The 14,135-nt window shown below is 68.3% G+C and carries 12 protein-coding genes and 1 pseudogene; 5 read left to right on the top strand and 8 right to left on the bottom strand.

Annotated elements, in window-relative coordinates:
• Nucleotides 1–8: 8 nt before the first annotated feature.
• On the bottom strand, nucleotides 9–947 hold the full coding sequence (locus tag M3A49_RS13970; RefSeq protein ID WP_266229163.1) for an urea transporter: 939 nt from the start codon (nucleotides 945–947) through the stop codon (nucleotides 9–11).
• A gap of 246 nt (nucleotides 948–1,193) precedes the next feature.
• Between M3A49_RS13970 and M3A49_RS13965 the strand changes: the two genes are divergently transcribed.
• A complete protein-coding gene (locus M3A49_RS13965; RefSeq protein WP_266229162.1) occupies nucleotides 1,194–1,775 on the top strand; it encodes a putative glycolipid-binding domain-containing protein in 582 nt (193 codons plus the stop codon).
• A gap of 18 nt (nucleotides 1,776–1,793) precedes the next feature.
• Here M3A49_RS13965 and kch read toward each other — a convergent pair whose 3' ends face one another.
• The 4 genes and pseudogenes from kch to M3A49_RS13945 form a co-directional block, all read right to left on the bottom strand.
• Nucleotides 1,794–2,975, bottom strand: coding sequence for a voltage-gated potassium channel protein (gene kch / locus M3A49_RS13960; protein ID WP_266229161.1), 1,182 nt, complete (start codon nucleotides 2,973–2,975; stop codon nucleotides 1,794–1,796).
• The gene (locus M3A49_RS13955) at nucleotides 2,972–3,862 is read right to left on the bottom strand and encodes a mechanosensitive ion channel family protein (RefSeq protein ID WP_254357068.1); all 891 of its coding nucleotides are present in this window, start codon (nucleotides 3,860–3,862) and stop codon (nucleotides 2,972–2,974) included. The genes kch and M3A49_RS13955 overlap by 4 nt, the downstream gene beginning before the upstream one ends.
• A 123-nt stretch (nucleotides 3,863–3,985) precedes the next feature.
• Complete coding sequence (locus M3A49_RS13950) at nucleotides 3,986–4,522, bottom strand: GNAT family N-acetyltransferase (protein ID WP_266229160.1); 537 nt, start codon at nucleotides 4,520–4,522, stop codon at nucleotides 3,986–3,988.
• A gap of 97 nt (nucleotides 4,523–4,619) precedes the next feature.
• A pseudogene (locus tag M3A49_RS13945) lies at nucleotides 4,620–5,542 on the bottom strand (DMT family transporter).
• A gap of 119 nt (nucleotides 5,543–5,661) precedes the next feature.
• Here M3A49_RS13945 and M3A49_RS13940 point away from each other — a divergent pair.
• A complete protein-coding gene (locus tag M3A49_RS13940) occupies nucleotides 5,662–7,080 on the top strand; it encodes a PLP-dependent aminotransferase family protein (protein ID WP_266229159.1) in 1,419 nt (472 codons plus the stop codon).
• Nucleotides 7,081–7,098: 18 nt separating this feature from the next.
• On the opposite strand, the gene M3A49_RS13935 is transcribed toward M3A49_RS13940, so the two are convergent.
• Nucleotides 7,099–8,403: an MFS family transporter gene (locus tag M3A49_RS13935; protein WP_266229158.1), complete on the bottom strand. Its 1,305-nt coding sequence runs from the start codon at nucleotides 8,401–8,403 to the stop codon at nucleotides 7,099–7,101.
• Nucleotides 8,404–8,663: 260 nt separating this feature from the next.
• Nucleotides 8,664–10,247: an MDR family MFS transporter gene (locus M3A49_RS13930; protein WP_266229157.1), complete on the bottom strand. Its 1,584-nt coding sequence runs from the start codon at nucleotides 10,245–10,247 to the stop codon at nucleotides 8,664–8,666.
• A 97-nt stretch (nucleotides 10,248–10,344) separates the two neighbouring features.
• On the opposite strand from M3A49_RS13930, the gene M3A49_RS13925 reads away from it, so the two are divergent.
• From M3A49_RS13925 to M3A49_RS13915, 3 genes are all read left to right on the top strand, one after another.
• Nucleotides 10,345–11,073: a TetR/AcrR family transcriptional regulator gene (locus M3A49_RS13925; RefSeq protein ID WP_266229156.1), complete on the top strand. Its 729-nt coding sequence runs from the start codon at nucleotides 10,345–10,347 to the stop codon at nucleotides 11,071–11,073.
• An 89-nt stretch (nucleotides 11,074–11,162) separates the two neighbouring features.
• A complete protein-coding gene (locus M3A49_RS13920; protein ID WP_266229195.1) occupies nucleotides 11,163–12,725 on the top strand; it encodes a cryptochrome/photolyase family protein in 1,563 nt (520 codons plus the stop codon).
• A 198-nt stretch (nucleotides 12,726–12,923) separates the two neighbouring features.
• Entirely contained in the window at nucleotides 12,924–13,334 is a 411-nt protein-coding gene (locus M3A49_RS13915; protein WP_028205606.1) for a response regulator, read from the top strand.
• A 108-nt stretch (nucleotides 13,335–13,442) separates the two neighbouring features.
• Here M3A49_RS13915 and M3A49_RS13910 read toward each other — a convergent pair whose 3' ends face one another.
• Nucleotides 13,443–14,078: a Fur family transcriptional regulator gene (locus M3A49_RS13910; protein ID WP_266229155.1), complete on the bottom strand. Its 636-nt coding sequence runs from the start codon at nucleotides 14,076–14,078 to the stop codon at nucleotides 13,443–13,445.
• Nucleotides 14,079–14,135: the final 57 nt, after the last annotated feature.

Genomic DNA, 14,135 nt, shown 5'->3' with positions numbered 1-14,135 from the left:
CGATTCCTTCAGCGGACGATGGACTCTTCAGACGGCGTGGAAGACGCAGGGCGCAGGCGCCGCGCCGCCGCGTGCACGCTCCAGCTTGCCAGCACGAACGGTGCGGTCAGCGCGGGCAGTCCATAGCGTACTGCGGCCAGATGCAGGGCCGCGGCGAGCATGGTCGCACAGATTGCGGCGCGTGTGCCGAGGGCGCAGACCGCGAGCGCGGCGAGCGCGCCGTTGAAGCCCGCGAGGCCCGCGGCGAACGCGTCCGGGCTCGCGCCGCACGCGAGTTCGAGCGTGCTCGCGAGCGCCGCGCCGCCGAGCGCGTAGGCGGCTGCGCGCCGCGACGACCAGGCGAGGCCCGCGAGCACGCATAGGCCTGCCGCCGCGCCCGATGCAAAGGTGGTTTGCGCAAGGCCGCTCAACACGCCGGCGGCGGCGTGTGCGGCGGCTGCGAGCGGGGTGCCGTGTGGGGCCAGCGGTGCTGCGGCGATTGCGCTGGCGACGGGAGCGCTGCCGGGGTGCAGCGGCAGCCAGATGCAGGTCGCGATGAGGCAGGGCATGGAATACAGGCCGAGCCGGGCGCGCGCGAGGCGGCGGTTCAGCGGCCCGGCGAGCCACGCGCTCGCACCGGCCGCGATCAGCGCAAGCGCGGCCGCCGTGCCCGCATCGCCGACGAAGGTGAACGCCGCGAGCGCGGCGAGCGCACCGTTGTAGCCGGCAAGGCCGTCGCGGATCGCCGCTTCTGCGTGGCCTGCCACGACCGCGCAGACGTTGGCCGCCGCGGCGCCAAGCAGGGCGGCGAACGCCAGCCGCCAGTCGGTGAGCGCGAGCGCCGCGAGCAGGCACGCGCCCGTTCCCGCATGCGCCTGCAGCACGATCTGGCCGAGGCTGCGCAACAGTGCGCCAACGGCGGCGGTATCGGCAGTGGCGCCGGCAGCGGCGGAAAATCGGGCGGACATGGCGAAGGCGTGACGTGCGGGTGCGGGCGGGTGCGGCCCCCGGTGCGAGGCGCACGGCGGCCAGAGTGCGAGCATAGGCGATGCAGACCGCCTCGCGCATGCGCGCGTGTTGATAGTCGCTATTTGTCGCCGGGTTACGATATGCGCAAGGTGGTTATCGAGGTCATCCAGAGACAGCTTTGCATGGGACCAGAGTAAGTGCTAAAGCACTAACTCTGGTCGACAGCGTTATATGGGAGGCGAACGATGCGTGAAGTGCGTTGGGCATCCGAGACGGGCGAGGGTATTGAGCATCTGGCGTTCGATGCGCATTGCGGCCCGAAATTTGGCGAAAAAGGTGACACGATCCGTGCGGAAAGCGTGGTCATCGGCGAGCGCTACGGCAAGTCGTATGGCCTGTGCTACGCCATCGAGTGCGACGCGCACTGGCGCGTGCGCTGGGCGGCGTTTCGCGTGATGGGCGGCCGCTCGCTCGTGCTCCACAGCGACGGCAAGGGCCACTGGACCGACGGCGAGGGGCGCGCACTGGAAGCGCTCAACGGCTGCATCGACATCGACATCGCCGCGACGCCGTACACGAACACACTGCCGATCCGGCGTCTGGGCCTCGCGCGCGGCGAGCGCCAGCCGATCCGCGTGGCGTACATCGCCGCGCCCGAGCTGGAGCCCAAGCCCGTCGAGCAGGCCTATGTGTGCATCGAGCGCGACCGCGAGTATCGCTACGAGGGGATCTTTCGCGACTTCACGGCGAACCTGCGCGTGGACGAAGACGGGCTCGTGATCGACTATCCCACGCTGTTCCGGCGCCTGCCGCTGCCGGACCGATAGAAGGCGGCGACCAGACGCTTATGCCGCGCCGCCCGCGCTCTTGCCGAACAGCAACTGTTCGACCAGCGTGTTGTCGATGGTTTCGTTGTTGAGCGTGCGCGCGAGCAGTTCGCCCGCGAGCAGCTGCGGCGAAAACACCATGTCCGGCTGCAACAGGCGCAGCCGCTGCAGGTTGCGGCTGTCGTTGACGAGCGCCACGGTGCGCACCTTCGGCGCGATCTCCTTGATCGCGAGAATCACGAAGGCGTTCTCGGCGTCGTCCGTGCGCAGCGCGAGCGCGGCGAGCGCGGTCTCGGCGCCCGCGTTGTGCAGCGTGGCGGTGTCGCTCGCATCGCCGACGATGAGATCGGCCTCTGGCGGATAGTTGTGCGGCGTATTCGGCGCGACGATCACGGTCGCCGTGTAGCCGCGCTTGAGGAGCCCCGCGTACACGCTGTGCGCGAGCGGCGACGCGCCGACGATCAGATAGTGGTTCTTGCGGGTCACGTTGGAAATGCCTCCCTTCACGATGCGTTTCAAATGGCCGCCGATCACGGGCCCGATCACGGCGCTGATCGAAGTCGCGAACACGGTGATGCCGAGCACGACGATCGAAGCCGTGAAAAGCCGGGCGGTGTCCGTGCGCGGCACGATATCGCCGTAGCCGACCGTGGACATCGACACGATCGAGAAATAGAACGCCGTGACGAGATTGCGGATAGGTGGCGCAAAGTCGTCGCCGAGGTATAGCGAGCCGAACACCGCATAGACGACCAACGAGCCAATGCTCAGGAATGCGAACAACGAGCCCACGGCGACGCTCGCGCGATCGAAGTGGCGCCAGTAGTAGATGAGCGCGCAGGCCAGTGCGAGCGAGAAGCCGGCGAGCGCGTGGCTGCGATAGTCGCCCCACAGGCAGATGCTGGCTGCGCCGGCGAGCAGCACCAGTGAAAGCACCCACGCCACGCGCGCCCGCAGCGCGATGCCGAACGACATCATCGTGAGGCCGGTCGCAACGAGCGCCTGGGGCAGCGCGAGCACGCCAAACGCGTTGATGAGCGTGATCCAGTCGTCGAACCAGTTGCCGCGCGCGTGTTCGAGCGCTTTCTGCGCGACCGGGCGCACCAGCAGCAGGCCGTCGATCACCAGCAGCAAGGCCAGGTAGCCGTGCGGCACGAGCCCTCTGGCGTAGCTGCGCAGGCGGCGCGCGTACGCCTTCATTGCTGCGCTTGTTGCGTCGATTGCGCCGATTGCGTCGGGTGCTCAGGTTCCGCCGGTTGCGTCTGCACGATGTGCAGCTCGCGCGTGCGCAGGGGCAGCGAGCACTGCGCGTCATTGAGCGCCTGGCGCACCTTGCGCGAAAGCTCCCAGCGCATGTCCCAGAAGGTGTCGATGTTCGACCACACACGAATGTTGAGCACGGCGGTGCTGTCGTCGAAGCGCGCCACCATCACTTGAGGCGCGGGCGAGGCCAGCACGCGCGAGTCGGCGGCGGCGAGCGTGCGCAACGCGTCGATGGCGCGATTCACGTCGTCGCGCACCGACACTTCCACTTCGAGGTCGAGCCGGCGCGTGGGATTGCGGCTGAAATTTCGAATCGAATTGCTCCACAGCGCGCCGTTCGGCACGTATTCGCAGATGCCGTCGGGTTTCGTGAGGCGCGTGGTGAAGAGGTTCACGGCCTCTACGGTGCCCGCGACGCTCCCCCCGCCGCCGTCGATATAGTCGCCCACCTTGAACGGCCGCAGCAGCAACAGCATGATGCCGGCCGCGATGTTCTGCAGCGTGCCTTGCAGCGCGAGACCGATCGCGAGACCGGCCGCGCCGAGCACCGCGACGATGCTGGCGGTCTGGATGCCGATTTGCGAGAGCGCGCCGATGACGGCGACGAGGCGCACGCCCCACACGGCGGTGTCGCGCACGATGGGGCGCAGCGTGGGGTCGATGCCGCCGCCGCGCCGCGCGATCCAGTTGGCTACGCGCCGGGAGAACCACCAGCCGAACCAGAGGATTGCCGCTGCCGCGCACAGGCGCAGCGCGAGCGCGGAGAGCGCGTCCCACAGGAAGCTCCAGTTGGCCGGGTGCAGGTGTTCGAGGAGGGGTTGCATGGCGAATCAGTCCTTGTCTGCGGAGCCTTGGGTCTGGCTCCGTTGCGAAAGGACGTATTGTACGAGCGGCGTTTCGCTTGCGGCGCGCGTATGGCGTGCCGCGATGCTGTTGAGCGTCGCGCGTCAGCCCTTGGGCGGCGTATCCGCGCCCGGCCCGAGCGTGCGCTGCATGAGCGCGGTGTCGCGCCACTCGCCGTGCTTGAAGCCTACGCCGTGCAGCGTGCCAGTCAGTGCGAAGCCCAGGCGCTCGTGCAGCTTGAGCGAGCCGCCGCGCGGGTCGGCGACCACGGCGATCATCTGCCGCCACGGGCCTGCCTCGCAGCGTTCGATCAGCGCATCAAGCAGCGTGTGGCCGAGTCCGCGGCCGCGAAACGCCTCGTCGATATAGATCGAGTCTTCGACCGTGAAGCGATACGCCGGACGCGGCCGGTAGGGCGTGGCGTAGCAGTAGCCCGCCACGCGGCCGTCGATCTCGGCGACGAGCCAGGGCAGGCCGTGTTCGCGCACGGCGGCGTAGCGGCGCAGGAGTTCGTCGAGCGAGGGTGGCGTCTCCTCGAACGACGCCGTGCCGTGCAGCACGTGGTGCGCGTAGATCGCGGCGATGGCGGGAAAGTCTTCGGCGGTGGCGTCGCGCACGAGCGCGTCGGAGTGTGGGTTCATCGGTTGGATCGAGGCGCGAAGGCAAAGGGGAAGGAGGTTTGCGTTCCTCACTATGCCTCGCGCGGGCGCGCTTTTGAAGCGCGCCAAAAAGCCCGACCTAGACGCGCTGCGTGCCCGCGCGATTCGCGACAGCGGAAGCGCCGCTCGCGCGCCCGAAGCGCCGCGCGCCTGCCACGCACGCGATCACCACGGCGGTGACGGCGATCATCGCGGGCGGCACGGACTCGTGCAGCAGCAGCGCCGCGAGCACGAAGCCGAAGAACGGCTGCAGCAACTGCAACTGCCCAACACCCGCAATGCCGCCGAGCGCGAGCCCGCGATACCAGAAGACGAAGCCAATCAGCATGCTGAAGAGCGACACATAGCCAAGCCCCCACCACGAGGCCGCGCTCACTGCGACGAGCGACGCGGGCCGCAGCCACCACGCGAGCGGCGCCATCACGGGCAGCGAGATTACGAGCGCCCAGCAGATCACCTGCCAGCCGCCCAGACGCCGCGAGAGCCGCGCGCCTTCCGCATAGCCGAGCCCGCACACGACGATCGCGCCGAGCATGAGCGCGTCGCCGAGCGGCGAGGCGTCGATGCCGTGGCGCAGCGCGAACGCCACCACTGCGGCGCTGCCCGCAGCGGAAAAGATCCAGAAGGCCGGCTGCGGACGCTCGCCCCCACGCAGCACCCCGAACCCGGCCGTGGCGAGCGGCAGCAAGCCGACGAACACGATGGCGTGCGCCGAACTCACGTGCTGGAGCGCGAGCGCCGTGAGGAGCGGGAAGCCCACCACGACGCCGAGCGCGACGATGACGAGCGGCCAGACCTCGGCGCGCGCGGGCCGCGCCGCGCGCAGCGCAACAAGCAGCAGCACGCTGAGGATGCCCGCGATGGTCGCGCGCACGCTGGTGAGGAACACGGGGCAAAGCCGAGCACAGCGAGCCGCGTGGCGGGCAGCGAGCCGCTGAAAATGAGGACGCCTGCAAGGCCGCAGAGCCAGCCGTCGGTGGTGGAATCGAGCGTTTTGCGCATGGGCGTGGGCAAGAGGAAAGATCGGAGATCGATCCGCGATGATGCGCGCCGCGCCGCGCGAAGGTAAGCTACAGATCAGTACAATTTGTTCAAACTGTATTGAACACGGAGCAGTACAGATGAAAGACAGAGCGAGGGCGCAAGCGCTGCCCATGACGCGCGTCGAGCAGGTAATGCAGGCGCTGCGCGAGCGCATTGCCGCGCGCTCGCTGGCTGCGGGCGCGCGCGTGCCGTCCATCCGGGCGATGAGCGAGCAGCTTGGCGTGTCGAACTCGACGGTGGTGGAGGCCTACGAGCGCCTCGTCGCCGAAGGCGTGCTCGTCGCGCGGCGCGGCGCCGGTTTTTTCGTGGCCGGGCACGCGCCGCCGCTCGCGCTCGCCGCGCTCGGGCCGCAGCTCGACCGCGAGATCGATCCGCTCTGGCTCACGCGCCAGTCGCTGCAGACCGAGGCCGACGCGCTGCGGCCCGGCTGCGGCTGGCTGCCCGCCTCGTGGCTGCCGCAGGACGCCGTGCGGCGCGCGCTGCGCGCGCTCGCACGCGACCCGCGCGCGCCGCTCACCGATTACGCCTCGCCGCTCGGCCTGCCGGCGCTGCGCCAGCAGTTGGCATGGCGGCTCGGCCAGCACGGCGTGGAGGCGGCGCCCGGGCAGATCGTGCTGACCGACGGCGGCACCCAGGCGCTCGACCTCCTGTGCCGATTTCTGCTGGAGCCGGGCGACACCGTGCTCGTGGACGACCCGTGCTACTTCAATTTCCAGGCGCTGCTGCGCGCGCATCGCGTGCGCGTGGTCGGCGTGCCGTACACGCCGACGGGCCCGGATCTCGCCGCGTTCGAGCGCACGCTGGCCGAATCGCGCCCGCGCCTCTACGTGACGAACTCGGCGGTCCACAACCCCACTGGCGCGACGCTCGCGCCCGCCGTTGCGCATCGCCTGCTCAAGCTCGCGGAGGAACACGACCTCCTGATCGTCGAGGACGACATCTTCGCCGACTTCGAGATCGAGCCCGCGCCGCGCCTCGCGGCCTTCGACGGGCTCGCGCGCGTTGTGACGATCGGCAGCTTCTCGAAGACGATGTCGGCGGCGGCGCGCTGCGGTTTCATCGCGGCGCGCGCCGACTGGATCGAGCCGCTCGTGGATCTCAAGCTCGCGGTCTCGTTCGGCAATGGGGAGATGGTGGCGGAACTCGTGCATCGCCTGCTCGTGGACGGCACCTATCGGCGGCACCTGGACGGCTTGCGCGCGAAGCTCGCCGACGCCATGGGCGAAACGCTGCAGCGGCTTTCGGCGCTGGGCCTGACCGCATGGACGCGTCCGCAGGCGGGACTATTCGTATGGGCGCAATTGCCGGACGGACTCGACGCCGCGCAGATCGCGCGCGAGGCGCTGGTGGAAGGCGTGGTGCTCGCGCCGGGCAACGTGTTCAGCGTGTCGCGCAGCGCGGGCGATTTTCTGCGCTTCAATGTTTCGCAGTGCAATCGTCCGAAGGTCTACGAAACATTGCAGCGTGCGATGGAGCGGGTGGCGCAGCCTGCATGAAGCGGCCGCGCCCGTGCGTCACGGTTCGTGACGCAGATAGCCTTCCTTCGACGGATCGCGCATGCGCCACGAGACGATCAGCGAAATCGCGCACAACGCGGTCACGTACCAGTAGAACGTGGACTCGCTGCCGACCGACTTGAACCACAGCGCGACGTATTCGGCCGAGCCGCCGAACAGCGCGTTGGCCACCGCGTACGAGAGGCCCACGCCCATCGCGCGCACTTCGGGCGGGAACATCTCGGCCTTGATGAGGCCGCTGATCGACGTGTAGAAGCTGACGATCGCCAGCGCCACCGTGATCAGCGCGAACGCGGCCACTGGGCTCGACACGTCCTTGAGCGCGTGCATGAGCGGCACCGTGCCGATCACCGCGAATGCGCCGAACAGGATCATCGACGTGCGGCGGCCGATCTTGTCGGACAGCGCGCCGAACACCGGCTGCATCAGCATGTAGACGAAGAGCGCGCAGGTCATCACGCTGCTGGCGGTTTTCGCGTGCATGCCGGCCGTGTTCACGAGGTACTTCTGCATGTAGGTCGTGAACGTGTAGAAGATCAGCGAGCCGCCTGCCGTGAAGCCCACCACCGTGAAGAACGCCCCCTTGTGCTGCCACACGCCGCGAATCGTGCCCGCGTCGCGCTTGTGGCGCGACTCGCTCGTCGAGGTTTCGTCGAGCGATTTGCGCAGATAGAGCGAGATCAGCGCGGCGAATGCGCCGACCACGAACGGAATGCGCCAGCCCCAGGCCTTCAGATCTTCGGTGGAAAGCGTTTGCTGCAGGATAACGAGCACGAGCAGCGCGCAGAGCTGGCCGCCGATCAGCGTGACGTACTGGAACGACGCGAAGAAGCCGCGCCGGCCCTTGAGCGCGACCTCGCTCATGTAGGTCGCGCTCGTGCCGTACTCGCCGCCCACCGACAGCCCCTGGAAGAGCCGCGCGAGCAGCAGCAGGAACGGGGCGAACGCGCCGATCTGCGCGTAGGTGGGCAGCATGGCGATCACGAGCGAGCCGCCGCACATCATGAGCACCGAGATCATCATCGCGGTGCGGCGGCCGTGGCGGTCGGCGATGCGGCCGAACAGCCAGCCGCCGATGGGGCGCATGAGGAAGCCCGCGGCGAACACGCCGGCGGTGTTGAGCAACTGCGTGGTGGTATTGCCGCTCGGGAAGAACGCGGGTGCGAAATACAGCGCGCAGAACGAGTAGATATAGAAGTCGAACCACTCGACGAGATTGCCCGACGAGGCGCCGACGATGGCGAAGACGCGTCGCCTCGTGTCTTGCGCGGATAGCGTGGTTTGGTCGGTCTGGACGTCCATGGGCGGGTCTTCTCCTGGTTTGTGTGTTTTGTGGCGAGCGGCCGTCATGCGGCCGTCGCGAGAGTTGGAACGCGCGCCGCCGGGTCCCGGCGCGCGATGCCCGCGATTTTAGCTAACTGTAATTAAAAGTGTGGAAAATGTAATGATGGTGCGAACGGGCTCCATCGGGCCCCATCAGGTCGATGTAATGCCGGTTCGCGAGGCACAAAAAAGCCAGCGGGGAGCCGCTGGCTGGAAGGGAGAAAGCGAGGGAAACGCGCTCAATGCTGCTTGCGCAGCGGCACGTCGCGCAGCAGCCAGGACAGCGCGAACGAGAACACCACCACGACCGCAGCCGAGAGATAAACCGTGTGCAGCGCGCCGGCGAACGCGTCGAGATACTGCGCGTGCAGCGTGGGCGGCAGATGGTGGATCACGTCGGGCGTAAGCGGCTGCGGCAGTTCCACGCCGGCGGTAAGCACCTTTTCGAGCCGCGCGTTCAGCCCATGCGAGAACACGGCGCCGAACGCGGCCACCCCCACCGAGCCGCCAATCGAGCGGAACAGCGTCGCGCCCGACGTGGCCACGCCCATGTGGCGAAACTCCACAGCGTTCTGCACGGCGAGGACCAGCACCTGCATCACCATGCCGAGGCCGCAGCCGAGCAGGCCCATGTAGAGATACATGAGGTGAATGGGGGTGTCGATCCGCAGGCGCGCGAGCAGCATCATCGCCACGGCCACGAGCGCCGTGCCCGCAATCGGGAACATGCGGTACTTGCCGATCTTGCTGATGATGCGGCCTGTGATGATCGACATCACGAGCACGCCGCCCATCATCGGCAGCATCTGCATACCGGCCTGCGAGGGCGTCGAGCCCTTCACCACCTGCAGATAGAGCGGCAGGAACGTCACCGAGCCGAACAGCGATACGCCCACGATGAAGCCGATCAGGCTCGCGAGCACGAAGGTGCGCTCGCGAAAGAGTTCGAGCGGGATGATGGGCTCGGCAGCGTGCTTTTCCTCGTGGATGAAGCCCGCCACGGCGACGATGCCGAGCAGCAGCGTGAGCCAGAGCGTGGGCGAAGTCCACGGCAGCAGCGAGCCGCCCTCGCTCGTGAAGAGGATCAGGCAGGTGAGGGCGGCGGCGAGCCAGCCCGCGCCCATGTAGTCGATCACGTGCTTCACGTGTGCGGCGCGCGGTTTGAACACCGCGCCGATCACCACGAGCGCGATCGCGCCGAGCGGCAGGTTGATGTAGAAAATCCAGCGCCACGACAGATGCTCGACGAGAAAGCCGCCAAGCAGCGGCCCGATCACCGTGGCGATGCCGAACACGCCACCGAACATGCCCTGATACTTGCCGCGCTGCGCGGGCGGGATCACGTCGCCGATGGCGGCCATCGTCACGACCATCAGGCCCCCGCCGCCGATGCCCTGGAGGGCGCGCAGCACGATGAGCTGTTCCATGTTCTGCGCCACGCCGCAAAGCGCCGAACCGATCAGGAAGATCACGATGGCGGCCTGCAGCACGATCTTGCGCCCGAACAGGTCGCCGAACTTGCCGTAGAGCGGCACGACGATCGTCGAGGTGAGCAGGTAGGCCGTGACGACCCACGAGAGCCGGTCGAGCCCGCCCAGCTCGCCGACGATGGTGGGCAGCGCCGTCGAAACGATGGTCTGGTCGAGCGCAGCCAGCAGCATGACGAGCAGGAGCGCCGGAAACAGCAGCCGGATCGGCGGGTGGCCGTCCCGCGGGTGGCCGCCGGCATCGGCAGCCGCCGGGCCCGACGGCTGCGCCGCCGCTTTCGAGTGAGCGCCAGCCCCCGCCGTAGCGGGCACAGGGTGTTTCGTGCTGGGTTCCATCGTGTCCATCTGCCTTGAAATTAATTAATTCGGAGGTTAATATTAGGACAATTGTTCCAGTTGGTCAAAATTCAATTCGTTACCCGATAAAACATTCATGAAAGTGCCAGAAACCACCCTCGACAGCGCAGGCGGCACATCAGGCCGGCCGGCCGCGCGCCGTCCCGGCCGGCCGAGTGGCGGCGCGGGCGGGGCGGAGCAGCGTGCGCGTCTGATCGACGCGGCGCTTGCGTTGTTTGCGCGCCAGGGCATTCTCGACACGTCGCTTGCCGCCATCGCGCGCGAGGCAGGCGTGACGCCCGCGATGGTCCACTACTACTTCAAGACGCGCGATCAACTGATCGACGTGCTGATCGACGAGCGTTTCGTGCCGCTGCGCGAGGCGCTTGGCGACATCTTCGCGGAGCATCCCGACGATCCCGTGGCGGCGCTCACCGCGCTCGCGCAACGCTTCGTGGCGTTGGGGCAGCGCAATCCCTGGTTTCCGCCGCTGTGGGTGCGCGACGTCATCAGCGAGGGCGGCGTGCTGCGCCAGCGCATGCTCGAGCGCCTCGGCCGCGAGCACCAGGAAGCGGCCCACACGGCAATTGCGCGCTGGCAGCGCGAGGGCCGGCTCAATGCGGCGCTGGAGCCTTCGCTGCTGTTCCAGTCGCTGATGGGCCTCACGCTGCTGCCGCTCGCCACCAGCCAGATGTGGCGCGGCGACGCGCAGCAGCCTCACGTGGGCGTCGAGGCGATCGCGCGCCATGCGGTCGCGCTCATTACCGAGGGCGTGGGGCCTCGTCGCGTCGACGTACGCGCCGATACGGGCATTGATACGGATTAATCGCCGCCGTGCGTCGTGGTACGCTCCGTGACCTTTGCGGCACGGCCCGTGCGCTGTGCCGCGCGAATGTTTCCCGGTCGAGGTCCGGTCTGCCTTCTTCTTCGGTTTCTTCCCGCGTTAGTGCCAATCAAGCGCCCGCCATCGTCTGGTTTCGCGACGATCTCCGGCTTGCCGACCAGCCCGCGCTGGCGCAGGCCACGGCGAGCGGCCTCCCGCTGATCTGCGTCTGGATCCACGATCCGCACGCCTCGGGCGAGCGGCCGCAGGGCGGTGCGGCGCGCTGGTGGCGTCATGCGTCGCTGCGCTCGCTCGAAGCGGCGCTGGCCGCCCGCGGCGGCCGCCTGCTGCTCTTGCGGGGCGACGAGGCGGCAACGCTCGACGCCCTCGTCACGGAAACCGGCGCGCAAGCTGTGTACTGGAACCGCCGCTACGGCGGGGCGCAACGCGAGGTCGATCGCGCCCTCAAAACCTCGCTGCGCGAGCGCGGCGTCAGCGTCGAGAGCTTCAGCGCTCAGCTCCTCAACGAGCCGTGGACGGTGCTCAATCAGTCCGGCGAGCCGTTCCGAGTCTTCAGCGCCTACTGGCGCGCCTGCCTGCGCATGGGCGATCCGCCGCCGCCGGAAGGCGAGCCCGAACGGATGATTTTTCAATCGCTGCCAGCACGTCTTACCCAGCGCGCATCGAAACTTGACGCACTCGGCCTCGCACCACGCGCGCCCGACTGGTCGGGCGGCTTGCGCGAGGCCTGGCCAGCGGGTGAGGAAGCCGCGCTGGAGCGTCTGCGCGCGTTCCTCGCCACCGACCTCGACGCCTACGCCGGCGAGCGCGACGAACCCGGCGACGCCGCCACGAGCCGCCTCTCCCCGTATCTCGCCGTCGGCGCAATTTCGCCGCGCCAGGTCTGGGCGGCGCTCAGGGCGGCGCAGCACGCTCACGGACGTGGATCGGCGCGCCGCGCCGCGAGCGCCGAAAAGTTCGCGAGCGAGCTGGGCTGGCGGGAGTTCTGTCACTACCAGCGCTTTCACTACGCCGATCTGGCAACGCGCAGCCTGCGTCCCGCTTTCGACGCCATGCCGTGGCGCAAGGACACGGCTGGCCTGAAAGCGTGGCAGCGCGGGCTGACCGGCTACCCGCTCGTCGATGCCGGCATGCGCGAGCTTTGGCACACGGGCTGGATGCACAACCGCGTGCGCATGGTCGCGGCGTCGTTCCTGAGCAAGCATTTGCTGATTGACTGGCGCGCGGGCGAGTCCTGGTTCTGGGACACGCTCGTCGACGCCGACCCGGCCAGCAACCCGGCCAACTGGCAGTGGGTGGCGGGCTCGGGCGTGGATGCCGCGCCGTACTTCCGCATCTTCAATCCGGTGCTGCAGGGCCAGAAGTTCGACCCGCGCGGCGCCTATGTGCGGCACTGGGTGCCAGAGCTGGCGGGCCTGCCCGACGCGCTCATGCATCAGCCCTGGAAGGCCAGCGCGCAGCAACTCGAGGCGGCGGCCGTGCGCCTCGGCAAAAATTATCCAGAACCTGTCGTCGAGCACGAACTGGCGCGCCAGCGTGCACTCGAAGCCTATGCGCAAACCGGCAGAGCCTGGGGGCTCACCGCTTCGCGACAAGGTTCGAAGCAGGACGCAAAACAGGGCGGCAAAGCATGAGTGCGGCCGTCATCGGGCTGTCTTGTGATGCGGCTATCGTGCGCGGCGCGGATCGGCGCACTCGCAGCGCGCAGGAACCGGACGGCATTAAGATTGCTTTATCAGGACGGCCGGCGTTGCCGTACGCCCGGCGTGACACCGGGCTCGTCGCCTCGCGGCACTCGGCCTGACAGACAGAAAGGCATGTAAGCAAACACAATGAACGCAGTACACAAGCTCGACCGGACGACCATCGTCCTCGTCGAAGACGACCCGCACAGCCGGGCGTCACTGACTTCGCTGCTCGAGGCGGAGGGTGCGCATGTCGTGGCGGTCGAAGACGCTGAAACGGGCGTCGAAGCGGCCCTGAGCCTGCACCCCGACGCCGTGGTCTGCGATCTCGACCTGCCGGCCATGGACGGCTTCTACCTGATCCAGCGTCTGCGCGACTACGAAATTCGCGGCGATCACGCACCGACCGTCGCGGTCGCGCTCACGGGCCATACCGACGAAAGCTGGCGTTTGCGCAGCATCGGCGAAGGTTTCCAGCACTTCATGACCAAGCCGGCCCGGCCGGAAGAACTGGTGACGCTGCTGAGCGACGCGATCGACGCGCGCCAGTCGCTGTGACGCCGCGCGCGTAGCGCGGCGGCAAAGGTGCGGGTGCGGATGGACTGAAGCGCCGCGACATGCGGCGCGGCTGATCTGTTGCCCGCGCTGAACGGCGGGCGAAGACGGTCAGCTAACGGACGAGGACTGCGCGGCGGCTTCGGGCGCGGCGGCGGCCGCCGCCTGTGCAGCCTTGTCATCCTGATTAGCTTGACTCTCCTGGCATTGCGCGCAGAGACCCTTGAGCTCGATGCCGTCGCCGGCGAGCCGGTAGCCCGCGGCCTCGATCTGCGCGACCAACGCCTGGCGCAGCTTGGGCTCGTGCAACTCGGTGACGTTGCCGCACTGCTGGCACACCACGAGAATGCCGTGCTGACACTGCGTGAGGTCGTGGCACACGGCGAACGCGTTGATCGACTCGATGCGGTGGATGAGCCCCGCCGACAGCAGGAAGTCGAGCGCCCGGTAAACCGTGGGCGGCGCCGAACCCGGATGGATCTGGCGCATTTCGTCGAGCAGGGAATACGCCTTGGTCGCGCGTCCCGATGCGAGCAGCAACTCCAGCACCTTGCGGCGGATCGGCGTGAGCTTTTCGCCGCGCTCGCGGCAATAGGCCTCGGCCATCGCGAGCGCGGACTCGACCGAAGCGCCCTCTACGCGGTCGTGCGAGTGGGCGTGGCCGTGATCGTGCGCGTGGTCGTGCGCCTCGCCGTGCGTGTCGCTGTGCAAGGCCGGGGCGTCCGGGGACGGTTTTGCTGTCTTCATGCTCGCGATTATACGGGGCGCGCCGCCGGCCCGCCCGCGCCGCCATGGAGCGACGGC

The sequence above is a fragment of the Paraburkholderia sp. CNPSo 3076 genome (genome assembly GCF_026343935.1).
Lineage (GTDB): Bacteria > Pseudomonadota > Gammaproteobacteria > Burkholderiales > Burkholderiaceae > Paraburkholderia > Paraburkholderia nodosa.
Note: the sequence above shows the minus strand (reverse complement) of the source record. Positions and strands in the feature narration are given on the sequence as shown.